Source organism: Rhizobium terricola, from assembly GCF_012927355.1.
GTDB classification, from domain to species: Bacteria; Pseudomonadota; Alphaproteobacteria; order Rhizobiales; family Rhizobiaceae; genus Allorhizobium; species Allorhizobium terricola.
Genome location: NZ_JABBGK010000002.1, coordinates 1,008,810 through 1,030,670, shown reverse-complemented (window position 1 = coordinate 1,030,670; position 21,861 = coordinate 1,008,810). Strand labels below are relative to the sequence as shown.

General features: G+C 64.6%; 19 protein-coding genes. 14 read left to right on the top strand and 5 right to left on the bottom strand.

Translation table 11 applies throughout. The features are described 5' to 3' along the window. The first annotated feature begins 27 nt into the window (after positions 1 to 27). From HHL25_RS14825 to HHL25_RS14765, 13 genes are all read left to right on the top strand, one after another. Positions 28 to 1,029 carry a Gfo/Idh/MocA family protein gene (locus HHL25_RS14825; RefSeq protein ID WP_169592542.1) on the top strand — a complete coding sequence of 334 codons (1,002 nt, stop codon included), beginning with the start codon at positions 28 to 30 and terminating at the stop codon, positions 1,027 to 1,029. Between the two features lie 7 nt (positions 1,030 to 1,036). Beyond that, complete coding sequence (locus HHL25_RS14820; RefSeq protein ID WP_169592538.1) at positions 1,037 to 2,647, top strand: acyl CoA:acetate/3-ketoacid CoA transferase; 1,611 nt, start codon at positions 1,037 to 1,039, stop codon at positions 2,645 to 2,647. After that, complete coding sequence (locus HHL25_RS14815) at positions 2,640 to 3,419, top strand: enoyl-CoA hydratase/isomerase family protein (RefSeq protein WP_169592534.1); 780 nt, start codon at positions 2,640 to 2,642, stop codon at positions 3,417 to 3,419. Before HHL25_RS14820 ends, HHL25_RS14815 begins: the two co-directional genes overlap by 8 nt. Next, the gene (locus HHL25_RS14810) at positions 3,419 to 4,927 is read left to right on the top strand and encodes an aldehyde dehydrogenase family protein (RefSeq protein ID WP_169592529.1); all 1,509 of its coding nucleotides are present in this window, start codon (positions 3,419 to 3,421) and stop codon (positions 4,925 to 4,927) included. Before HHL25_RS14815 ends, HHL25_RS14810 begins: the two co-directional genes overlap by 1 nt. Positions 4,928 to 5,126: 199 nt before the next feature. Then, a complete protein-coding gene (locus tag HHL25_RS14805; protein ID WP_169592526.1) occupies positions 5,127 to 6,368 on the top strand; it encodes an ABC transporter substrate-binding protein in 1,242 nt (413 codons plus the stop codon). A gap of 222 nt (positions 6,369 to 6,590) precedes the next feature. Continuing rightward, a complete protein-coding gene (locus HHL25_RS14800; RefSeq protein WP_169592522.1) occupies positions 6,591 to 7,469 on the top strand; it encodes a carbohydrate ABC transporter permease in 879 nt (292 codons plus the stop codon). Continuing rightward, complete coding sequence (locus tag HHL25_RS14795; RefSeq protein ID WP_169592518.1) at positions 7,469 to 8,350, top strand: carbohydrate ABC transporter permease; 882 nt, start codon at positions 7,469 to 7,471, stop codon at positions 8,348 to 8,350. The genes HHL25_RS14800 and HHL25_RS14795 overlap by 1 nt, the downstream gene beginning before the upstream one ends. A 5-nt stretch (positions 8,351 to 8,355) precedes the next feature. Then, the gene (locus tag HHL25_RS14790; RefSeq protein WP_169592514.1) at positions 8,356 to 9,471 is read left to right on the top strand and encodes an ABC transporter ATP-binding protein; all 1,116 of its coding nucleotides are present in this window, start codon (positions 8,356 to 8,358) and stop codon (positions 9,469 to 9,471) included. A gap of 8 nt (positions 9,472 to 9,479) precedes the next feature. After that, on the top strand, positions 9,480 to 10,988 hold the full coding sequence (locus HHL25_RS14785; protein WP_169592510.1) for an FAD-dependent oxidoreductase: 1,509 nt from the start codon (positions 9,480 to 9,482) through the stop codon (positions 10,986 to 10,988). Continuing rightward, positions 10,985 to 11,758 carry a 3-ketoacyl-ACP reductase gene (locus HHL25_RS14780; protein ID WP_169592506.1) on the top strand — a complete coding sequence of 258 codons (774 nt, stop codon included), beginning with the start codon at positions 10,985 to 10,987 and terminating at the stop codon, positions 11,756 to 11,758. Before HHL25_RS14785 ends, HHL25_RS14780 begins: the two co-directional genes overlap by 4 nt. Before the next feature lie 147 nt (positions 11,759 to 11,905). Beyond that, positions 11,906 to 13,561, top strand: a complete 1,656-nt coding sequence (locus tag HHL25_RS14775; protein ID WP_169592502.1) for a GMC family oxidoreductase — start codon at positions 11,906 to 11,908, stop codon at positions 13,559 to 13,561. An 8-nt stretch (positions 13,562 to 13,569) separates the two neighbouring features. Then, entirely contained in the window at positions 13,570 to 13,887 is a 318-nt protein-coding gene (locus HHL25_RS14770; RefSeq protein ID WP_169592497.1) for a Dabb family protein, read from the top strand. A 4-nt stretch (positions 13,888 to 13,891) separates the two neighbouring features. Continuing rightward, the gene (locus HHL25_RS14765) at positions 13,892 to 15,169 is read left to right on the top strand and encodes a glycerate kinase type-2 family protein (RefSeq protein ID WP_169592494.1); all 1,278 of its coding nucleotides are present in this window, start codon (positions 13,892 to 13,894) and stop codon (positions 15,167 to 15,169) included. On the opposite strand, the gene HHL25_RS14760 is transcribed toward HHL25_RS14765, so the two are convergent. Next, the gene (locus tag HHL25_RS14760) at positions 15,166 to 16,596 is read right to left on the bottom strand and encodes a phosphomannomutase (RefSeq protein ID WP_169592490.1); all 1,431 of its coding nucleotides are present in this window, start codon (positions 16,594 to 16,596) and stop codon (positions 15,166 to 15,168) included. The two genes, HHL25_RS14765 and HHL25_RS14760, sit on opposite strands and share 4 nt — an antisense overlap. 138 nt (positions 16,597 to 16,734) lie before the next feature. On the opposite strand from HHL25_RS14760, the gene HHL25_RS14755 reads away from it, so the two are divergent. Next, positions 16,735 to 17,694 carry a LysR family transcriptional regulator gene (locus HHL25_RS14755; RefSeq protein WP_246701802.1) on the top strand — a complete coding sequence of 320 codons (960 nt, stop codon included), beginning with the start codon at positions 16,735 to 16,737 and terminating at the stop codon, positions 17,692 to 17,694. 12 nt (positions 17,695 to 17,706) lie between these two features. Here HHL25_RS14755 and HHL25_RS14750 read toward each other — a convergent pair whose 3' ends face one another. Genes HHL25_RS14750 through HHL25_RS14735 form a run of 4 tightly spaced genes read right to left on the bottom strand, consistent with a single transcriptional unit; the run spans position 17,707 to position 21,826 of the window. Beyond that, positions 17,707 to 18,735, bottom strand: coding sequence for a histone deacetylase family protein (locus tag HHL25_RS14750; RefSeq protein WP_169592482.1), 1,029 nt, complete (start codon positions 18,733 to 18,735; stop codon positions 17,707 to 17,709). Next, a complete protein-coding gene (locus tag HHL25_RS14745) occupies positions 18,732 to 19,235 on the bottom strand; it encodes a GNAT family N-acetyltransferase (protein ID WP_169592477.1) in 504 nt (167 codons plus the stop codon). The genes HHL25_RS14750 and HHL25_RS14745 overlap by 4 nt, the downstream gene beginning before the upstream one ends. 8 nt (positions 19,236 to 19,243) lie before the next feature. Then, a complete protein-coding gene (locus HHL25_RS14740; protein WP_169592473.1) occupies positions 19,244 to 20,173 on the bottom strand; it encodes a BKACE family enzyme in 930 nt (309 codons plus the stop codon). A 9-nt stretch (positions 20,174 to 20,182) separates the two neighbouring features. Beyond that, the gene (locus tag HHL25_RS14735; RefSeq protein ID WP_169592469.1) at positions 20,183 to 21,826 is read right to left on the bottom strand and encodes a N,N-dimethylformamidase beta subunit family domain-containing protein; all 1,644 of its coding nucleotides are present in this window, start codon (positions 21,824 to 21,826) and stop codon (positions 20,183 to 20,185) included. Positions 21,827 to 21,861: the final 35 nt, after the last annotated feature.

Below are 21,861 nucleotides of genomic sequence, written 5' to 3'. Positions count from 1 at the left end.
GTCCGGTCTGCCCGGGAGGAGGATGACATGGTCCGCTGGGGCTTGATCGGCGCAAGCACGATCGCGCGCGAATGGGTGATCAAGGCGATCCGCGCCAATGGTGGCGAGGTCGTTTCGGTCATGAGCAGCAATGCCGAGCGTGGCCGAGCCTATGCCGCCGAGAACGGCATCGCGCGGGTTGCGCTGACGCTCGACGAACTCGTTGCCGATCCGGGCATCGATGCGGTTTACATCTCGACGACGAACGAACTGCATCGCGATCAGGCGATTGCCGCCGCACGGGCCGGCAAGCATGTTCTCTGCGAAAAGCCGCTGGCGCTGTCGCTCGGTGACGCGCGCGGCATGATCGCCGAGGCCGCAAAGGCCGGTGTCGTCCTCGCAACCAACCATCACCTGCGCAATGCCGCCAGCCATCGCGCGATGCGTGCCGCAATTGCCGAAGGTAAGATCGGCCGGCCGCTGGCGGCGCGTGTCTTTCACGCCGTCTATCTGCCGCCGCACCTGCAGGGCTGGCGCCTCGAACGGCCCGATGCCGGCGGCGGTGTGATCCTCGACATCACCGTGCACGACGCCGATACCCTGCGTTTCGTCCTCCATGACGATCCGGTCGAGGTGACGGCGTTCAGCCAGTCGGCCGGGATGGGGCAGTCGGGTCTCGAAGACGGCGTGATGGGTGTGATGCGCTTCCGTTCGGGCCTGATCGCCCAGTTCCACGATGCCTTCACGGCGAAATTCGCCGAAACCGGCTTCGAAGTGCATGGCACCGAGGGCTCGCTGATCGCCCGCAACGTGATGACCCAGCGTCCCGTGGGCACCGTCATTCTGCGCAATGCGGACGGCGAGCAGGAGCTGCCGCTCGATCAGCAAGATCTCTACGAACGCGCGATAGCCAACTTCCATGCGGCGATCGCAGGCAATGGAAACCCATCGGCCACCGGCGAGGACGGCCTGTGGTCGCTGGCGACCGGCCTCGCTGTCGTGCGGTCGGCCACAGAAGGCGCCGCCGTCAAGATTGAAACCGGACTTTGAAGAAGACATGAGCAAGCTGATCACCCCGGCCGAAGCCGCCGCTCTCATTCCCGACGGAGCCATTGTTTCCGTCTCGTCGTCGAGCGGTCTGGGCTGCCCCGACCTGATGCTGAAGGCGATCGGTGAACGCTTCGAGGCGACCGGCCACCCGCGGGGTTTGACCACGCTGCATCCGATCGCAGCCGGCGACATGAGCGGTATCAAGGGCATCGACCATATCGCCCGTAAAGGACTGCTCGCGCGCATCATCGGCGGCTCCTATCCGTCGGGACCCTCGACCTCCGAACCACCGCTCATCTGGCAGATGGTCACGGGCAACGAGATCCCCGCCTACAACATTCCCTCCGGCATCCTCTTCGACATGCACCGCGAGGCGGCTGCCAAACGGCCGGGCGTCATCACCAAGGTCGGTCTGGAAACCTTCGTCGATCCGGACCGGCAGGGCTGCGCGATGAACGCCTCCGCTGCGGCCGAGCCGGTCGTCAGGAAGATCGCGTTCGAGGGAGAGGAATGGCTCTATTTCCGGGCCATCGTGCCGCAGGTCGCCATCATCCGCGCCACCACTGCCGACGAGCGCGGCAATCTCACCTATGAGCATGAGGGCGCCTATCTCGGCGGGCTCGACCAGGCGCTGGCCGCCCGCAACAACGGCGGCATCGTCATTGCCCAGGTGAAGCGCATGACCAAGGACGGCTCGCTGAAGCCGCACGACGTCCGCGTGCCCGGCATGCTCGTCGACTATCTCATCGTCGACCCCGACCAGAAGCAGACGACCCAGACGCTCTACGACCCGGCGATCTCGGGCGAGATCTTCCGGCCGCTCGACAGTTTCCACCTGCCGGAATTCGGCATCCAGAAGGTGATCGCCCGCCGCGTGGCGCAGGAACTGGAGGCCGGCAGCTGCGTCAATCTCGGCTTCGGCATTTCCGCCAACGTACCGCGCATCCTGCTCGAAGAGGGCCTGCATGGCGCAGTCACCTGGGTGATCGAACAGGGCGCCGTCGGCGGCGTGCCGCTTCTCGATTTTGCCTTCGGCTGCGCGTCGAACGCGGACGGCTACATGCCGTCGCCGTATCAGTTCACCTATTTCCAGGGCGGCGGCTTCGACGCCTCGCTGCTCTCCTTCCTCGAGATCGGCCGCGACGGCTCGGTCAACGTCTCCAAGCTCGCCTTCCGCCCGCATGTGACGGCCGGTGCCGGCGGCTTCGTCGACATCACGGCCCGTGCCAAAAAGATCGTCTTCTCCGGCATGTTCAACGCGGGGGCAAAGCTTTCCATCGAGGATGGCCGTCTGGTCGTCGAAAAGGAAGGCAAGCTGAAGAAGCTGGTCAACGAGGTCGAGCACGTCACCTTCTCTGGCCGCCGCGCCGTGGAGCAGGGTCAGGACATCACCTATGTGACCGAACGATGCGTCATGAAGCTGACGCCGGACGGCATCATGCTCACCGAAATCGCGCCGGGCATCGATCTTGAAAGCCAGATCCTCGCCCAGTCGGAATTTCCGCTGATCATCTCACCGGATCTCAAGGGCATGGATCACGAGCTGTTCCGCGATGTGCCGATCGGCCTGACGCTTCCGCAAAAGCCAAGGCGGGTGCTGGAGGTGTCCCATGGCTGAGACCCGCATCCGTCTTGCCGTCGAGGCTTCGATTGCCACTATCACGCTTTCGCGCGCCGACAAGCTGAACGCGCTCGATCTCGACATGCTGGCCGAGCTTTCGATCGTTCTCGACCGGGTCGAAGCCGACAGCGCCGTTCGCGTTGTCATCCTGACCGGAGAGGGCAAGGCCTTCTCCGCCGGTGGCGACATCGCCGCCTGGGGCGGCATGCAGGCTGCCGAGTTCGGCCACCAGTGGGTCCGCTACGGCCACCGCATCTTCGATCGGCTGGCGACGCTCCGGATGCCGGTGATCGCCGCGATGAATGGCCATGCCCTGGGCGGCGGGCTGGAGCTTGCCGGGGCGGCCGACATCCGCATTGCCGAGCGTCAGGCGAAGATCGGTCTGCCGGAAACCTCGCTCGGCATGGTGCCGGGCTGGTCTGGCACGCAGCGGTTGGTTCGCCGGTTCGGCGCGCAGATCGTCCGGCGTATGGTGCTGGGTGGCGAAATGTTCGTAGCCGAAGAGGCGCGCGCCAACGGCCTGGTCGATCTCGTCGTGGAGACCGGTGAAGTGCTCAAGGCCGCGCGGGACTATGCCGCGCGGATCGCCCAGCGCGGTCCAGCGGCCGTCGAAATCTCGAAACTCATGCTGTCCATCGCCAGCGGCGAGGACAATGGCGCAGCCGTCGAGGCACTGGGTTCGATCCTGGTCGCCAAGACCGGCGACCTGAGGGAGGGCGTGTCCGCCTTCAGGGAAAAGCGCACCGCCGAATTCAAGGGAGAATGGTAATGCCGGTACTCGTAACGCCGCGGAAGATCGAAGATACGACGGTTCGCGAATTCTCCATGCTGATCGACGGTGAATGGGTCGGCGGTGCCGAAGGTCGCACGCTGGAGCGCGTGGCGCCCGGACACGGTGTGGTCGTCAGCCGCTACCAGCAGGCCGGCGCGGCAGATGCCGAGCGTGCCATTCGCGCTGCCCGCAAGGCTTTCGACGAGGGAGCATGGCCGCGCATGACGGCCTCCGAGCGGTCCGGGATTCTGCTGAAGGCGGCCACGCTGATCGAAGAACGCCTCGACGAAATCTCCTATCTCGACGCAGTCGAGGCCGGCAAGCCGATCACCCAGGTCAAGGGTGAAATCGGCGGTGCAGCCGACATCTGGCGCTATGCTGCGGCGCTGGCCCGCGACCTGCATGGCGAGAGCTACAATACGCTTGGCGACGGCACCCTTGGCGTCGTGCTGCGGGAAGCGATCGGTGTCGTCTCGATCATCACGCCCTGGAACTTCCCCTTCCTGATCGTCAGCCAGAAGCTGCCGTTCGCGCTTGCCGCCGGCTGCACCTGCGTCGTCAAGCCGTCGGAACTGACCTCCGGTTCGACGCTGGTTCTCGGCGAGATCCTGATCGAGGCGGGCGTGCCCGCCGGCGTCGTCAATATCCTGGTCGGCACTGGCCCGGAGGTCGGAGCGCCGATGACGACGCATCCGGCGGTCGACATGATCTCGTTCACTGGCTCCACGGGCGTTGGCAAGTTGACGATGGCGAACGCCGCCCAGACCCTCAAGAAGGTGTCACTGGAACTCGGCGGCAAGAATCCACAGATCGTTTTCCCCGATGCCAACATCGACGAATTCGTCGATGCGGCGGTCTTCGGTGCCTGGTTCAATGCCGGCGAATGCTGCAATGCCGGCTCGCGGCTGATCCTGCACAAGAGTATAGCCGACGATGTGGTCGCCCGTGTCGCCCAGCTGTCGAGTGCGGTGAAGGTCGGTGATCCGCTTGATCCCACGACACAGGTCGGCGCGATCATCACGCCGCAGCATCTCGAAAAGATCTCCGGCTATGTATCGGGCGCAGCGGCCGGTGGCGCCAATATCGCCTATGGCGGTTCGGCGATCGATTTCGGCATGGGCCAGTTCATGGCCCCCACCATCCTCGACAAGGTCACCCCGGACATGGCGGTCGCCCGCGAGGAAGTCTTCGGTCCCGTCCTGTCGGTGCTGACCTTCGAAACAACGGAAGAGGCGATCCGCATCGCCAATGCCATCGACTACGGCCTGTCCGCTGGTGTCTGGAGCCGTGATTTCGACACCTGCCTGACCGTCGGTCGCAAGGTGCGGGCGGGTACGGTCTGGATGAACACCTTCATGGATGGCGCGGCCGAACTGCCCTTCGGGGGCTATCGCCAGTCGGGCCTTGGTCGGGAACTCGGCCGCCATGCCGTCGAGGACTACACCGAGACCAAGACGCTCAACATGCATATCGGCGCCCGCACCGGATGGTGGATGCCGCGATGAAAAGAAGCCCGGAATACATATGCTTCAATCGATTTAAAAATATGTGTCGACGTTCTTGACCTTGGTCAAATTATGAATTCTTTAATACCCTCGCGGTGGGAGACCGCGTGAAATACCGGGGCCGATGCGAGGAGCAGCGGACCCACCCAAACGGCGGGGAGGAGTTCCGCCGGCACGACTTGCAAACGGGAGGAATACGATGCGCAAGTTTTTGACTACGACTGCTGTAACGCTGACGATGATGGCCGGCCTCGCCCAGGCCGCCGAGAACGTTGAAGTGCTGCACTGGTGGACGTCCGGCGGCGAAGCTGCCGCGCTCGACGTCCTGAAGAAGGACCTCGAAGGCAAGGGAATTTCCTGGACCGACATGCCGGTCGCAGGCGGCGGCGGCACCGAAGCCATGACCGTTCTGCGCGCCCGCGTCACCGCCGGCAACGCGCCGACCGCGGTTCAGATGCTCGGCTTCGACATTCTCGACTGGGCCAAGGAAGGCGCGCTCGGCAATCTCGACGACATCGCCGCCAAGGAAGGCTGGGACAAGGTGATCCCGACCGCCCTGCAGCAGTTCTCGAAGTATGACGGTCATTGGATCGCCGCGCCGGTCAACGTTCACTCGACCAACTGGCTGTGGATCAACAAGGCGGCCCTCGAAAAGGCCGGCGGCAAGGAGCCGACGAACTGGGACGAGCTGGTCGCTCTGCTCGACAACTTCAAGGCCCAGGGCATCACCCCGGTCGCCCATGGCGGCCAGCCGTGGCAGGACGCGACGATCTTTGACGCCGTCGTGCTGTCGCTCGGTAACGACTTCTACAAGCAGGCCTTCATCGATCTCGATCCGGCGGCGCTTTCCGGCGACAAGATGAAGGAAGCCTTCGACCGCATGGCGAAGCTCCGCACCTATGTCGACGACAACTTCTCCGGCCGCGACTGGAACCTCGCGTCCGCCATGGTCATCGAGGGCAAGGCCGGCGTGCAGTTCATGGGCGACTGGGCCAAGGGCGAGTTCATCAAGGCCGGCAAGAAGCCGGGCTCCGACTTCGTGTGCATGCGCTTCCCCGGAACGCAGGGCTCGGTAACCTTCAACTCCGACCAGTTCGCCATGTTCAAGGTTTCGGACGACAAGGTCCCGGCCCAGCTGCAGATGGCTTCCGCCATCGAGAGCCCGGCCTTCCAGTCGGCCTTCAACGTCGTCAAGGGCTCGGCACCGGCGCGTACGGATGTTTCCGACGAAGCCTTCGACGATTGCGGCAAGAAGGCGATCAAGGACCTGGCGGAGGCCAATACCAGCGGCACGCTCTTCGGTTCCATGGCCCATGGCCATGCCAATCCGGCAGCCGTGAAGAACGCCATCTACGACGTGGTCACCCGCGCGTTCAACGGCGAACTCAACTCCGACGAAGCCGTCAAGGAACTGGCGGCGGCTGTCGAGGGCGCAAAGTAAAGCCACGGGCGGGGGTGTCTGCCCCTCACCCTGACCCGACCGGGGTCGAGCCGCGTGTCTCGACCCGTCCTTCGGACCCCCGCACACGGGGAGAGGGGACGGCCAACGCGGTGCCGCATCTGCCTTCTCCCCGCTCGCGGGGAGAAGGTGCCGGCAGGCGGATGAGGGGCGTCACCCCTCGCCAGAAAATTGAAAATACACAAGAAAACGGTGGTACCGACCATGGACAGTCGCAGCCGGCTGCAGGAGCTTTTGCCAAAGCTCGTGCTGGCACCCAGTTTCCTCATCGTGCTCGTCTTCGTTTACGGCTTCATCGCCTATACGGGGTTCCTGTCGATGACCGACAGCAAGATGCTGCCCTCCTACAACTTCGTCGGGTTCGCCAACTATGCCAAGCTCTGGAACCTGCCGCACTGGTGGCGGGCGCTGACCAATCTCGGCATTTTCGCTTCGCTCTACATCGTCATCTGCTCGGTTCTCGGATTGGCGCTTGCCATCCTGCTCGACCAGAAGATCCGCGCCGAGGGGCTGCTCCGACCGATCTATCTCTATCCGATGGCACTGTCGTTCATCGTCACCGGAACGGCCTGGAAATGGTTCCTCGATCCGGGCATCGGGCTCGAGAATACCATGCACCTCTGGGGCTGGGAAAGCTTCGCCTTCGACTGGATCAAGGACCGCAACTACGCCATCTATTGTGTCGTGATCGCAGCCGTCTGGCAGTCCTCCGGCTTCGTCATGGCGATGTTCCTCGCCGGCCTGCGCGGCGTTGACAACGAGATCATCAAGGCCGCGCAGATCGACGGCGCATCCACCGCCACCGTCTATCGCCGCATCATCATCCCGCTGATGCGCCCGGTCTTCCTGTCTGCCTTCGTCGTGCTCGCCCATCTCGCCATCAAGGCCTACGACCTCGTCGTGGCACTGACGGGCGGCGGGCCGGGACAGGCGACCGAAGTCCCGGCCACCTTCATGTATTCCTACACCTTCACCCGCAACCAGATGGGCATCGGCGCATCGTCCGCAATCATCATGCTGATCATGATCTTCTCGATCATCGTGCCCTACCTCTATTCCGAGATCCGCGGAGGAAAACGCTAATGAGTGCGTCGAGCCCCGACAATGTCATCTCCCACGGCCGCCTGGTCCGCGCGCTTATCTACTCGGCGCTGATCCTCTTCGCCGTCTACTATCTGCTGCCGCTCTACGTGATGGTGGTGAACTCCCTGAAGCCCCTGGAAGAGATCCGCCAGGGCGGCATGCTGAACCTGCCGAAGGTATGGACCGTCGAGCCCTGGCTCTCGGCATGGTCGACCGCGCAGATCGGCGTCCAGCCGACCGGGCTGAAACCGTTCTTCATCAATTCGATCCTGATGGTTATCCCCGCCGTTGCGATCTCGACGATCATCGGTGCCCTCAACGGCTATGTGCTGACGAAGTGGCGCTTCCCCGGTTCGAACGTCTTCTTCGGCCTGCTGCTCTTGTCCTGCTTCATTCCCTTCCAGATCGTGCTGATCCCGATGGCGCGCATTCTGGGCTTGCTGGGACTGGCCGGCTCGATCTGGGGCCTGATCCTGGTGCACGTGGTCTACGGCCTCGGCTTCACGACGCTCTATTTCCGCAATTACTATGAGAACTTCCCCACCGAACTGGTGCGGGCGGCGCAGATCGACGGCGCGAGCTTCTTCCAGATATTCTACCGCATTCTCCTGCCGTCCTCCGGGCCGATCATCGTCGTCTCCGTCATCTGGCAGTTCACCAACATCTGGAACGACTTCCTGTTCGGGGCTTCGTTCTCCGGCGCATCGTCGACGCCGATGACGGTTGCGCTCAACAACCTCGTGTCGTCCTCGACCGGCGTCAAGGAATATAATGTCCACTTCGCGGGCGCGATCCTCGCCGCCCTGCCCACCCTCATCGTCTACATCGTCTCCGGCCGTTACTTCGTGCGTGGCCTGATGTCCGGCGCAGTGAAAGGATAAGGCCCATGTCGTTTCTCAAGATCTCACACCTTCGCAAATCCTACGGCGCCCTCGAAATCCTGAAGGACATCAATCTCGAGATCGAGGAAGGCGGCTTTCTGGTTCTGGTCGGCCCTTCCGGTTGCGGCAAGTCCACCCTGCTCAACACGATCGCCGGGCTGGAGCCGATCACGTCCGGCGAAATCTCCATCAATGGCCGCAACGTCGCCGGCCTGCCGCCGTCCAAGCGCGACATCGCCATGGTGTTCCAGTCCTACGCGCTCTATCCGAACATGACGGTGGCCGGGAACATCGCCTTCGGCATGGAAATCCGCGGCGTGCCGAAGGATGAACGTGACCGGGCGATCGCCGGTGTCGCCGAGATGCTCCAGATCGGCCACCTTCTCGATCGCAAGCCGAGCCAACTGTCCGGCGGCCAGCGCCAGCGCGTCGCGATGGGCCGGGCGCTGGTGCGCAACCCGCAGGTCTTCCTGTTCGACGAGCCGCTCTCCAACCTCGACGCGAAGTTGCGCGTCGACATGCGCACCGAGATCAAGCGGCTCCACAACCGCATGAAGACCACGATTGTCTACGTGACCCACGACCAGATCGAGGCAATGACGCTCGCCACCAAGATCGCGGTGCTGAAGGATGGCGTGCTGCAGCAGTTCGGCTCGCCGGCCGAAATCTACAACAACCCTGCCAACATGTTCGTCGCCGATTTCATGGGCTCGCCCGCGATGAACCTGCTGACGGCCAGGGTCGAGAACGGGTCAGGCGGCCTCGCCATCACGCTCGACCGCCCGGGCAGCACGCCACTGTCCTTGCCGCTTGCGACGGACAAGGCGGCGCTCGCCGCCCATGCCGGCCGCGACGTGGTGTTCGGCATCCGCCCGGAGGCGCTGACGGACCCGGATGGTTCCGACCGCAATGCGCGGACCCTGGTCGAGGGAGAGTGCCTGATCGAGGTGGTGGAACCCGCCGGCTCCGACACATTTGCCGTCACCAAGCTCGGCGGCAAGGAAGTCGTCGCCCGGCTCAGGGCCGATGCCCGCATCGCTGCCGGCCAGACGGCCAAGCTTGCCTTCAATCTCGACAAGGCGGTCTTCTTCGATCCGAAGACGCAAAGCCGGATCGCCTGAGCACGACCATGACAACCACGCCCGACATCGTCGTCATCGGCTCGGGGATCGGCGGCTCGACGGTTGCCGCCGGGCTCGCGCCGTCCGGCGCCAGGATCCTGATCCTCGAGGCCGGCGACCATATCGCCGACCGGCCGGAAAACCGCGACCAGCGGGCAATCTTCCAGCGCGGTCACTTCCGCCCGAAGGAGATGTGGTACGAGGCCGACGGCACGGCCTTCAATCCCGGCAACTACTACAATGTCGGCGGCAATTCGAAATTCTACGGTGCGGTCCTGGTGCGTTACCGCGCCGAGGATTTTGCCGAGATGAAACATCGCGAAGGCGTCTCGCCGGCCTGGCCCTTCCCCTACGAGGAACTGGAGCCCTGGTACACCGAGGCGGAGCGGCTCTATCAGGTGCATGGCGCGCTTGGCGAGGATCCGACCGAGCCTACACATTCGGCACCCTATGCCTTTCCGCCGGTGCCGGACGAGCCTGCCATCGCCGCGGTCCGCCACAAGCTGAGACAGAACGGCCTGCACCCCTATTCCCTGCCGCTCGGCCTCGATCTCGACCGCTGGCTCGCCAAGGCGAAGACCCCCTGGGACGCGCATCCGAACGCCCAGGACGGCAAGATGGACGCCGAGACGACGGCGCTCGCCATGGCGCTCCAGCATCCCAACGTCACGCTGCAGGTCCGCTCGCGCGTCACGCGGCTGGAAACCTCCGAGGACGGCCGCCGGATCGTTGCCGTGCATGTGCTGCGCGACGGCGTCGCGGAGAGGATTGCGCCACGTCTCGTCATTCTGTCGGCCGGCGCCGTGCAGTCCGCGGCCCTGCTGTTGCGCTCGGCGAGCGACCGTCATCCGCGGGGGCTTGCCAACTCCTCCGACCAGGTCGGCCGCAATTTCATGAACCACAACTCGAGCGCGGTGCTGGCGATCTCGCCCTTCTACCGCAACACGTCGATCTATCAGAAGACCTTCGGTTTCAACGATTTCTATCTGTCGGATGGCGAGGGCGGGGCGCCGCTCGGCAATGTCCAGCTTCTCGGGCGCGTGTCGGGCAAGATCCTGAAGGCCAACATGCCTTCCGTCCCCGAATGGCTGCTGGAGCGCATTTCGCGCCATGCGATCGACTTCTATGCGATGAGCGAGGACATTCCCCATCCGGAAAGCCGCGTCATGGTCGACGGTGAGCGGATTGTCCTCCAATGGCATCGCACCAACTGGGACGCCCATCTCGACCTAGTGGCGCATCTGAAGCGGGTCCTGAAGGCCGCTGGCTTCCCGATCGTGCTTTCGCGTCCGTTCGACAAGCGCACGCCGTCGCATCAGTGCGGTACGGTTCGCATCGGCAATGACCCGGCAACAGCGCCCCTCGATATCTGGTGCCGGGCTTACGATCATCCGAACCTCTTCGTGGTCGACGCCGCCTGCCTGCCGACCTCCGCTGCCGTCAATCCGGCGCTGACGGTTGCTGCCCAGGCCCTGCGCGTCGCGGATCATATCGTCAGGGAGGACTTTGCAGCATGACCGGCTCACGTCCTGTCGCTATCATCACCGGAGGCCGGCGCGGCATCGGCCTCGGCATCGCCCGCGCGCTCGCCGACGACGGCTTCGACATCGCCGTGACCGGCCTCGGCCCGCTCGCTCCGGACGATGGCGTTCTCGCCGAGCTCGAAAAGCGCGGCGTTGCTGCCGCCTATTTCGAAGCGGACCTGTCCGATGTCGCCGGCCATGCCGCGACCGTCGAGAAGATCATGGCCCGCTTCGGGCGGATCGATTGCCTCGTCAACAATGCCGGCATGGGCTCGGTCGTGCGCGGTGATTTCCTCGACCTGACGCCGGAGAATTTCGATCGCGTGGTTGCGACCAACCTGCGCGGCACGGTGTTCTTCACCCAGGCCGTGGTCAGGGCGATGCTCGCCTCGAACGCACCGGCAGGGGGCCGGACGATCGTCAACATCACCTCGGTTTCGGCGGAGCTCACCTCTCCGGAGCGGCTCGATTACTGCGTGAGCAAGGCGGGGCTGTCGTCTTTCGGCAAGGGGCTTGCGCTCTACCTGGCAGAAAAGGGAATCGCCGTCTTCGAGATCCGCCCCGGCATCATCCGCACGGACATGACGGCCGGCGTGGCCGGAAAATACGACGCATTGATCGCCGATGGCCTGGTGCCGATGCGGCGCTGGGGCGAGCCCGACGACATCGGCGGCGTGGTATCGGCCCTTGCCTCCGGCCGCTTCGCCTTCGCCACCGGTTCGGTGATCGATCTGGATGGCGGGCTGTCGATCGGACGGCTGTAATCTTACCTCCCCCTTGAGGGGGGAGGTCGCGGCGTAGCCGCGGGTGGGGGTGGTCAACCGATCCTGTGTCCTTTCACCCCACCCCGGCACTGTGTGCCGACCCTCCCCCTCAAGGGGAGGGTGGACGAGTGATTTGAGGAAGACGTTATGACCTACGACTACATCATCACCGGCGCCGGCCCCGCCGGCTGCGTGCTCGCCAATCGCCTGTCGGAAGATCCGACGGTCAAGGTACTGCTCTTGGAAGCGGGCGGCGGGGACTGGAACCCCCTGTTCCACATGCCGGCAGGCTTTGCCAAGATGACCAAGGGCGTCGCCAGTTGGGGCTGGGAGACCGTTCCGCAGAAGCACATGAAGGGCCGAGTCCTGCGCTACACGCAGGCCAAGGTGATTGGCGGCGGCTCCTCGATCAATGCCCAGCTCTACACCCGTGGCAATGCCGCCGACTACGATCTGTGGGCAACGGAGGACGGTTGCGAGGGCTGGGACTACCGGTCGGTTCTGCCCTATTTCAAGCGTGCGGAGGACAACCAGCGTTTCGCCGACGACTATCATTCCTATGGCGGCCCGCTCGGCGTTTCCATGCCGGTCTCGGCACTGCCGATCTGCGACGCCTATATCAGGGCCGGCCAGGAGCTCGGAATTCCCTACAACCACGACTTCAACGGCAGGCAGCAGGCGGGCGTCGGCTTCTATCAGCTCACCCAGCGCAACCGCCGACGCTCGTCGGCCTCGCTTGCTTATCTTTCGCCGATCAAGGGTCGCAGGAACCTAACCATCCGCACCGGCGCCCGCGTCGCCCGCATCGTGCTGGAAGGCACGCGCGCGGTTGGTGTCGAGGTTGTCGCGGGCAATGCCGTGGAGACGATCCGGGCATCGCGCGAGGTCCTGGTCTCCTCGGGCGCGATCGGTTCGCCCAAACTGCTCCAGCAGTCGGGTATCGGCCCTGCCGATCACCTGAAATCCGTCGGTGTCCCGGTCCGGCACGACCTGCCCGGGGTCGGCTCGAACATGCAGGACCATCTCGACCTCTTCGTCATCTCCGAATGCACTGGCGACCACACCTATGACGGGGTGGCAAAACTCCATCGCACACTATGGGCCGGCATTGAATACGTGCTGTTCCGCACCGGACCGGTCGCTTCCTCGCTCTTCGAGACCGGCGGTTTCTGGTACGCGGACCCGGACGCCCGTTCTCCCGACATCCAGTTCCACCTCGGCCTCGGATCCGGCATCGAGGCGGGCGTCGAAAAGCTGAAGAATGCCGGCGTGACCTTGAACTCTGCCTATCTCCATCCACGGTCGCGCGGAACGGTGCGCCTTTCGTCATCCGATCCGGCCGCGGCTCCGCTGATCGACCCGAACTATTGGGAGGATCCGCACGACCGAACGATGTCGATCGAGGGTCTGAAGATCGCCCGGGAGATCATGAGCCAGGCGGCGCTGAAACCCTTTGTCATGGCCGAGCGGTTGCCGGGGCCGAAGGCGATCACCGATCAGGATCTGTTCGACTACGGTTGCGCCAATGCCAAGACCGACCACCACCCGGTCGGCACCTGCAGGATGGGCGCGGACGGCATGGCCGTCGTCGGGCTGGATCTGAAGGTGCGGGGACTGGAAGGCCTTCGCGTCTGCGACAGTTCGGTCATGCCGCGGGTTCCGTCCTGCAATACCAATGCGCCGACCATCATGGTGGGCGAAAAAGGCGCAGATATCATCCGTGGGCGCGCGCCGCTGCCGCCGGCGGTCTTCGTCGATGAACGCAACGACCAGCGCCCGCGGGCGCGGGCGAACATTCGGTAGGAGCAAGGATGATCCGCCACTGCGTCTTCATTCGTTTCAAGCCTGAAACGCCATCTGCGACAAAGGCAGAAATTTATGCGGAGATCGCCGCACTCCAGTCGCGGCTGCCCGGCTTCCGCGCTGCCCATTTCGGCGACAATGTCAGTCCCGAGACGGGAATGGACAAGGGCTATGGGGAAGGGTTCATCGTCGATTTCGATGGACCGGCGGCACGCGACGCTTATCTTGCTGATCCGGAACACCAAAAGACCGGCGCCAGGATTGTCGAGAACGCTGTCGGCGGCCTCGATGGGATCCTCGTTTATGACATCGAGATAGCGGACTGAACTCGTGACCCTGACCGACCCTCGGGCTTTCCTCACCTCACTCTTCGAAGCGGCGGTCGCCGCGGCCGATCCTTATGCGGCGATCAAGACGCATCTCCCGCAAAAGCCGAAGGGCCGGACCGTGGTCATCGGTGCGGGCAAGGCGGCGAGCCAGATGGCGAACGCTTTCGAAAGGCTCTGGGATGCGCCGCTCGAAGGACTGGTGGTCGCCCGCCACGGACCGGTGGCACGATGCGAGCGCATCAAAGTGATGCAGTCGGCCCATCCGGTTCCGGACGAGGCGGGCCTCGCCGCTTCCGAGGCCCTGCTGAAGGCCGTCGAGGGGCTGGGAGAAGACGACCTCGTCGTCGCGCTGATCTCGGGTGGAGGCTCGGCGCTGCTGCCCGCCCCGCCTTCCGGTTTGACCCTTGAGGACGAGATCGCCGTCAACAGGGCACTGCTTGCCTCGGGCGCGCCGATTTCGGCGATGAACACGGTGCGCAAGCACGTCTCCCGCATCAAGGGCGGTCGCCTTGCCGCGGCTTGCGCGCCGGCCCGCGTCGTCAGCCTGATCGTTTCGGATGTGCCGGGGGACAATCCCGCCTTCGTCGCTTCGGGGCCGACGGTCCCATCTCTATCGTCTCCTTCCGAGGCCCTGGCGATCGTCGCCGAATACGGAATGTTGCTTCCGCCGGCCGTCATGGCTCATCTCAAGTCATCAGCCGCCGAAGCACCCGATCCGGGCGATCCGGCCTTCGCCCGCAACGAGATCCATGTCATCGCCTCGGCGCGCGTCTCGCTGGAGGCTGCGGCGGGCAGGGCGGCTGAACTGGGTGTTCCGGCCGTCATCCTCTCCGATGCCATCGAGGGAGAGGCCCGTGACGTCGGCCGGATGCATGCGGCGCTGGCCCGGGAGGTTTGCGACAGGAACCGTCCCTTTGCCAAGCCGGTCGTCATTCTCTCGGGCGGCGAGACGACGGTGACGATTGCCAACGATCGATTCGGCAAGGGCGGGCGCAACAGCGAGCTTCTCCTGTCCCTTGCGCTGGACATCGACGGGACGAGGGGCATTCACGCGCTTGCTGCCGACACGGACGGCATCGACGGCTCGGAAGACAATGCCGGCGCCTTTGCCGATGGCCAAACCGCGGCACTGATCCGTGCCGCAGGCGGAGATCCGCGGGCTTTCCTCGCCGGCCATGATGCCTGGTCGGCGTTTTCCCTGGCGGATAGCCTTTTCGTGCCCGGCCCGACCGGCACCAACGTCAACGATTTCCGGGCGATCCTGGTGGCGGACGACTAGACTGAAGGGTTCCAGTCGCGAAGGGTCGCCAACCCCTTTTCGAGCAGCGTCTCGGCGGACGCCTGATTGGTTGCCTCGACATAGCAGCGCATTTCCGGCGCATTTCCCGAGGGGCGGAAGTGGACGACGCTGTCGTCGGCAAGGGTGATCCGCAGGCCGTCGATGTCGCTCACCGACCTGACCCGACCGAGCGGCGCGACGAAACCAGCGAGATTGTCCGCAGACGTTCTGAGATGGGCCATCAGCGCCGTGCTGCGTTCGACGGCAAAATTCTCCAACCGGTCGCTGAGCGCAATGGGCAGGCTATAGGCCGCAGAAAGCGCCGAGAGTGACTGTCCGGCGCGGACCGCCATGCCGAGCACCGCAAGCGCCGGCAGAAAGCTGTCGCGCGTCGGAAGGGCCTTCAGAATGGTCGTGCCGATCGGGAAGTCCGAGCCGATCATCAGTCCGCCATTGGCTTCGAAGCCGATCACGCCGTGCTTGCCGTCAGCCAGCGCCTCTTCCATCGCGGCAATCACGAAGGGTGAACCGACCCGGGTGCGCACCACCTCGAAACCGCCGGCCGCCTCCAGCCCCGAATTCGAGGTGACCGGCGTCGCAACGACCCTGGCGCCGAGGAACCGTGTGGCGATCAGCCCGAGAAAATCGCCGCGCAAAGGCCGTCCGTGTTCGTCGGCCACGAGCGGGCGGTCGCCGTCTCCATCGGTCGAGACGATGGCGTCGAGCGAGAGCTTGTCCGTCCAGTCGGCCATCAGGCGTATCGTCTCGTCGGAGACCGCCTCCGTGTCGACCGGGATGAACTGGTCCGACCGTCCGAGCGGGAAGACGGTCGCACCGTAATGCTCGAACACCTTCACCATCATGTCGCGTGCGACCGTGCTGTGCTGGTAGACGCCGATGCGAAGTCCCGTCAGCGCACCCGCCGGCAAAACGGCCATGTTGCGCGCCAGGAAGAGGTCCGTGGCTGCCTGTTCATGGTTCTCTCCGGAGCCCGCCTCGACCAGGTTGGCCGCCGCATCGCCGGAAAGCGTTTCGGCAAGCGTGGTGATCGCCGTCTCGTCCGCCTTGGTGATCTCTTCGCCCGGACGGTAGAACTTGATGCCGTTGCGGTCGGCGGGAATGTGCGAGCCGGTCACCATGATGCCCGCCGCGTTGATCTTGCCGCCGTAGAGCGCGAGCGCCGGCGTCGGAATGGTGCCGCAATCGATGGGCTCAAGGCCTGCGCGACGCAGCGCCGCCATGACGGTTGCGGCGATTTCGGGGCTCGAAGGGCGGAAATCCTGGGCGACGACCACGGGGCTGCCGGGTGTTGCGAGCTCTTCGGCAATCAGGAAGCGGGCGAACGCGGTCGCATAGAGAGCCGAGACGCTTCCGGCCAGCTCCGTCGAAAGACCCCTGAGGCCGCTCGTGCCGAATTTTACTGCCATCTTGCCCGTCTCCTCGCGATTGACCGTCGGTCGCATAGGTAGAGCGGGCGGGCGTCTTAGGCAATGCCGGCAAAAGGGTGTACTTGATCTCGTCGGTGTGGATGTTACGACGCATCGGGCGATGCGAAGGGGATGATGATGAGTGGTCAGCGGCGCCGGTTTGTCTGGGAGATCGACTGGAATCTGCTGCGTACCTTCATGGTGATCGTACAGGAGCGGGGATTGACCGCCGCCGGCGAACGGTTGTCCCTGACCCAGCCCAGCGTCAGCAATGCGCTTCGGCGGTTGGAGACCCACATGGGCTGCCGCCTGATCGAGCGAAAGGCCGGCCGTTTTTCCGTCACCCCCGCCGGCCAGCGTCTCTATGGCGAGTGCGTGTCGCTCTTCGACATCGTCTCCGGCCTGCCGGGACGCATCGACGAGTCGCCGGATGAAATCGCGGGACACATCGACATCGCGCTCGCAAGCCACGTGGTCTGTCCTTTCCTCGACGACGTTCTGGCGACCTTCCACCAGACCTTTGCCGGCGTTACCCTGTCGCTCACCGTCGCGCCGAGCCGGGAGATCATCGGGGCCGTGCTTGCCCGAGAGGTCGCGCTTGGCATCTGCCTGCTCCCCGAACGCAACGCGAAACTCGAAGCGCGACCGCTCTACCGCGAGCATTTCGGCTATTTCTGCGGGCCGCGCCACCGCTTGTTCGGCCGAAGCGACGTGCAACTCGCGGATCTGCGGGACGAGCCCTATGTGTCGTTCAAGACGGACCAGATGGCCGATGCCCTGTGGCCGGTGGCGCTGCTCCGCCAGCAGCAGGGGCTGTCCGGCAAGATCATGGGCACTTCGTCTCATCTGGAAGAGGTCAAGCGGCTGATCGTCGCCGGCTTCGGTTTCGGCCCCTTGCCGATCCACGCCGTGGAGGGAGATGTCGATGCGGGTCGCCTCTGGCGCCTGCCGCCGTTCAGCGAACCGCCCGCCGTCGACGTGCATCTCGTCCACGATCCGGCCGCGCGGCGATCTCGGCCCGAGACCTTGTTGCTCGAAGCGCTTGGCAGTGCTCTCGACGAGACGCCGCTCGAAGCCCGCACTTATCCGCGAGCCTGAGCGAAGAGAGCGTCAGGCTGACCTGGTGCCGTAGCCCGTCAGGAATGACGTGAGATTGTCGCCGAGTTCGTCGCACAGATAACCGCCTTCCTGCACGATGACGGCGGGACGACCGAGCCGCGCCAGCGCCTCGCCGATCCGTGCGAAGCCCGGCGTCGTCACGGAAAGCCCGCCGAACGGATCCTTCTCGAAGGCGTCGAGCCCGAGCGCGACGACGATGGCATCGGGGCTGAAGGCCTCGACACGTCGCAGCGCCGCCTTGAGCGCGTCGAGATAGGCTGCGTCGTCCGATTTGCGCGGCAGTGGCAGGTTGTAATTGTAACCGAGGCCGAGGCCTTCGCCCCGTTCGTCTGCATGGCCCCAGAAGAAGGGGTAGAAGCGCACCGGGTCGGCATGGATCGAGACCGTCAGCACGTCCGAGCGCTCGTAGAAGACGCCTTGCGTCCCGTTGCCGTGATGCAGGTCGACATCGATGATCGCGACGCGTTCGGCCGTGCGGCGCAGGCGCTGTGCGGCAATCGCCGAGTTGTTGAAGAAGCAGAAGCCGCCGGCAACGTCGCGGAAGGCGTGATGGCCCGGCGGTCGGCAGAGCGCGTAGGCGGCACTGTCGCCCGCCATCACGGCATCGGCGGCCGAGACGGCGCTCCAGGCACTCCAGCATGCGCTGTCGAAGGTCTCCGCAGAGATCGGGCATGAGGTGTCGGCCATGTGATAGCCGGCCTGTCCCACCGCCGATGCCGGATAGCTTCCGGTGCGAGCGATCGGATGGATATTGGGAATCACCTCTTCCGAAGCGCCCTCGATATGCTGCCAGCGCCGGTAGATCCGTTCCAGGAAGTCGAGATATTCCGGTGTGTGGATCGCCGAGATCGGGCCCAACCCGTGATTGTCTGGGCGCACCTGTTCGAGCCCGGCTGCTCGGGCGCCGTCGAGCAGGCGCTCGACGCGTTCCGGCTGCTCCGGGTTGGGCTGGCGCCCCCCGCTCGACAGGAAGAACTTCGGGTCATGGCGCTTCTGCTCGTCGGCGAAGAAGACTTTCATTCGGTCATTCCCTCCCGGGCGAAGGCTTCGAACGCCTCGCCGCGCATCATATGGATCTGTTCGTCGCGCGAATGGCGGATGCCGACTCGTTCGTAGAAGGCCTGGGCCGACAGGTTTGCCGTATCGACCGACAGTCGGAGATAGCGGGCGCCGCGTTGATGGCCGCGGGCGGCAGCGGCCTTCAGCAACCGCTCGCCGATCTTGCGTCCGCGAAACGCATCCTCGACGTAAAGGTCCTGAACATAGATGCCGGGCTGTCCTCGCCAGGTGGAAAAGCTCGGAAACGAAAGGCACATGCCAGCGAACCGGCCGTCGACTTCAGCGATCAGCGCCTCGAAATCCGGCCGTTCGCCGAAGCCGTGCTTCAGGAGGTCGGCCGGCGTGCTCTCCATCTTCCCTTCGTCGCCGGTGTGGCGGGCGAGCGCGAGCAGAGCCGCGTGCAGCGTCTCCACGTCGCCGGCCAGTGCCTGGCGGATCGTCAGCGATATATCGTCGACCATGCTTTCTCCTAGAAGGCGACCCGGTCGGCGCCCTTGAGGCCGAGCATGGCACGCGCCTCGTCCGGTGTCGCGGGTTCGAGCGACAGTTCGTCGAGAATGCGCACGATACGGCGGACCTGGTCGGCATTCGATCGTGCGAGTTCCCGCCCGTCATAGAGGCTGTCCTCGAGCCCGACGCGGACATGGCCGCCCATGGTCGCCGCCATGGTGGTCATCGGCATCTGCTGGCGGCCCGCCGCCAGGACGGAAAAGCGATAGTCGTCTCCGAACAGCTTGTCGGCGATGCGCCGCATATGGGCGAGATTGTCCGGGTCGGCGCCGATCCCGCCCAGCACGCCGAAGACGAACTGGATGAACAGCGTTCCGGAGATCAGTCCGCGATCACGGAAATGCGCGAGCGTGTAGAGATGCCCAACGTCGTAGCATTCGAACTCGAAACGAGTGCTGCAGCCTTCGCCGAGCCGTTTGAGAATCGCTTCCATATCGGAAAAGGTGTTCTTGAAGATCGTCCCGCGTGTCGCCTCCAGCAATTGCGGCTCCCACTCGTGCTGCCACGTGCGCGGACGGTCGAGTGCCGGGTAAAGCCCGAAATTCATCGATCCCATGTTGAGCGAGCACATTTCCGGCTCCGCGCGCAGCGCGGCCGCAAGCCGATCGTCGAGCGTCATCAGGGAGGAGCCGCCGGTCGTGATGTTGATGACCGCGCCGCAGGCCTGCTTGATGACAGGCAGGAATTGCATGAAGACGGCGGGATCGGCCGATGGCCGCCCGTTCTCGGGATCGCGGGCGTGCAGGTGCAGGATCGCGGCGCCGGCTTGGGCGGCAGCGATCGCATCGCTGGCGATCTGTTGCGGGGTGACCGGAAGATAGGGCGACATCGACGGCGTGTGGACCGAGCCGGTGACTGCGCAGCTTATGATGACCTTTTTCGATTTCATGGTGTCCCGCTATCGCCTGGAGGGGTTGATGGCTCGTTCGAGCACGTTGTGTGTCACCTTCTCGACCATGGCATCGCATCGCAGAAGCCCGGCGACCCATTCGCAGGTGCCGGCGTGGAACACCTCGCCCTTGCCCTTCGGGAAGTTGACGATCATGCCGTTGGAGTAGCGAACCTTTTCGAGATTTTCGTCGCTCGCCTCACCGTAAAGGGTTTCCGCGATGAAGCGTCCGTCCTCGTCGCCGAAGAACTGGTCCTCGATCGAAAGGAAGTCGGCTTCCTCCACCTGGCTCGCCATGCCGAGGGCGAGGATTTCCAGCCCCTGCGGTGCGCCGCTTGTCGGGCTCGGATAGGGCCTGCCGTGACGGATCTCGTAATCCAGTCCGTCGACTTCATAGCCGTAGATATGACTGTCCGCCCCGAGGAGGTCGCCGTAGAACAGGCCAGTTCCCGCAAAGGCCCAGTGTTCGGGCCGGTAGATCGGAAAGCCGCGCGCCCCGCGCGGCGCGCATCCGCCCCAGCCCGCATAGACGCCGTTGGAGGAGTTGAGCCCGAAGGTCGCCGATCCCGGCCTGCCGATTTCCGGGGCTTCCCAGCAATTCGTCGCCCGGCTGGTGTCGCCGGTCTGGTAGACGGGATCCTCGGAACGGGCGCGATATTTGTAGCAGACCTGTTGCGTACCCTCGTTCTCGAGGCGCGTCTGCCACATGAAGTTGCCGGCGAACCGGGCGGCATGCCCGCCGCGCTCGACAAAATGGTCGACCGCGTCACGCATCTCCCAAGTCCAGTATTCGTCATGCCCGACGAAGACGGCGCAATCATAGCCCTCCAGCAGCTCCGGATGGAAATGCAATTCGTGCTGGGTGGCGAGATCGACGCCATAGCCGGCCCTCTCCGCCCAGCGGAAGAAGTGGCTGTCATAGCTTGCCCAGCCCGCCGAGGCATATTTCTTGGAATGCCCCGTCGCATAGGCCCATTCCATATGCGGATAGCGCGGTACAGTGCCGGGCGGCATGTCGACTTCGAGCGGCACGCGAGGCGCCTCGGGTGGCAGCGTGACGAAGCCCCGGCACCATGGCCGTTGTGTGCTGACACGGACGGAATACTGGTTGCGGTCGGGCCCGGTGATGCCCTCGTAATGGTTGGAACCGCCCCAGGTGTTGTAGGCGGTCCAGGTGCCTGTCGCCGCGATCTGCAGGATCCGGCCCGGCCGGCGCGCCACCGGCGGGCGCAGGATGAAAAGATGGTGGCAGCGGATGGGCGCGCCATCGCGCCCTTCGGCCGTCAGCGTCAGGCGATAGGCGCCCGATGGCCAGTCTTCCGGGATGGCGAAGGAGAAGCTGTCCTGCCAGCCGCAGCCGTCGACGGAACAGTGTTCAGGGGTCTCCTGCCAGTGGGACGAGAGATTTTGCCGGGTGAGGGCGAGGGTGTCCGTGGCTCCGTCCCGGGCCACCACGAGGTCATAAGCAGGAGCGGTGGAGCTGACGAAGAGAATGACCGTCTCGCCCGGCGCATAGGAAAAGCGGTCCGAGTAGCACCAGATCTCGCCCCGTTCGCCATCCATGCCCGGATATTCGTAATAGTGGGTGCGGACCGCCTTGTGCCTCTGCGCGGCATCCAGGCCGTAGTCGGGAAAGGTCTTGGGCAATGCCATCGGTCGGTCTCCGGAAGGGAACGTCGCGGGCGACG

Bases quoted from the DNA above. Each gene is read 5' to 3' on its own strand.
- HHL25_RS14780 (WP_169592506.1), top strand. From the start codon at position 10,985: ATGACCGGCTCACGTCCTGTCGCTATCATCACCGGAGGCCGGCGCGGC.
- HHL25_RS14770 (WP_169592497.1), top strand. From the start codon at position 13,570: ATGATCCGCCACTGCGTCTTCATTCGTTTCAAGCCTGAAACGCCATCT.
- HHL25_RS14745 (WP_169592477.1), bottom strand. From the start codon at position 19,235: ATGGTCGACGATATATCGCTGACGATCCGCCAGGCACTGGCCGGCGAC.
- HHL25_RS14740 (WP_169592473.1), bottom strand. From the start codon at position 20,173: ATGAAATCGAAAAAGGTCATCATAAGCTGCGCAGTCACCGGCTCGGTC.
- HHL25_RS14755 (WP_246701802.1), top strand. From the start codon at position 16,735: ATGAGTGGTCAGCGGCGCCGGTTTGTCTGGGAGATCGACTGGAATCTG.
- HHL25_RS14785 (WP_169592510.1), top strand. From the start codon at position 9,480: ATGACAACCACGCCCGACATCGTCGTCATCGGCTCGGGGATCGGCGGC.
- HHL25_RS14820 (WP_169592538.1), top strand. From the start codon at position 1,037: ATGAGCAAGCTGATCACCCCGGCCGAAGCCGCCGCTCTCATTCCCGAC.
- HHL25_RS14810 (WP_169592529.1), top strand. From the start codon at position 3,419: ATGCCGGTACTCGTAACGCCGCGGAAGATCGAAGATACGACGGTTCGC.
- HHL25_RS14805 (WP_169592526.1), top strand. From the start codon at position 5,127: ATGCGCAAGTTTTTGACTACGACTGCTGTAACGCTGACGATGATGGCC.
- HHL25_RS14825 (WP_169592542.1), top strand. From the start codon at position 28: ATGGTCCGCTGGGGCTTGATCGGCGCAAGCACGATCGCGCGCGAATGG.
- HHL25_RS14775 (WP_169592502.1), top strand. From the start codon at position 11,906: ATGACCTACGACTACATCATCACCGGCGCCGGCCCCGCCGGCTGCGTG.
- HHL25_RS14800 (WP_169592522.1), top strand. From the start codon at position 6,591: ATGGACAGTCGCAGCCGGCTGCAGGAGCTTTTGCCAAAGCTCGTGCTG.
- HHL25_RS14760 (WP_169592490.1), bottom strand. From the start codon at position 16,596: ATGGCAGTAAAATTCGGCACGAGCGGCCTCAGGGGTCTTTCGACGGAG.
- HHL25_RS14795 (WP_169592518.1), top strand. From the start codon at position 7,469: ATGAGTGCGTCGAGCCCCGACAATGTCATCTCCCACGGCCGCCTGGTC.
- HHL25_RS14790 (WP_169592514.1), top strand. From the start codon at position 8,356: ATGTCGTTTCTCAAGATCTCACACCTTCGCAAATCCTACGGCGCCCTC.
- HHL25_RS14750 (WP_169592482.1), bottom strand. From the start codon at position 18,735: ATGAAAGTCTTCTTCGCCGACGAGCAGAAGCGCCATGACCCGAAGTTC.
- HHL25_RS14735 (WP_169592469.1), bottom strand. From the start codon at position 21,826: ATGGCATTGCCCAAGACCTTTCCCGACTACGGCCTGGATGCCGCGCAG.
- HHL25_RS14815 (WP_169592534.1), top strand. From the start codon at position 2,640: ATGGCTGAGACCCGCATCCGTCTTGCCGTCGAGGCTTCGATTGCCACT.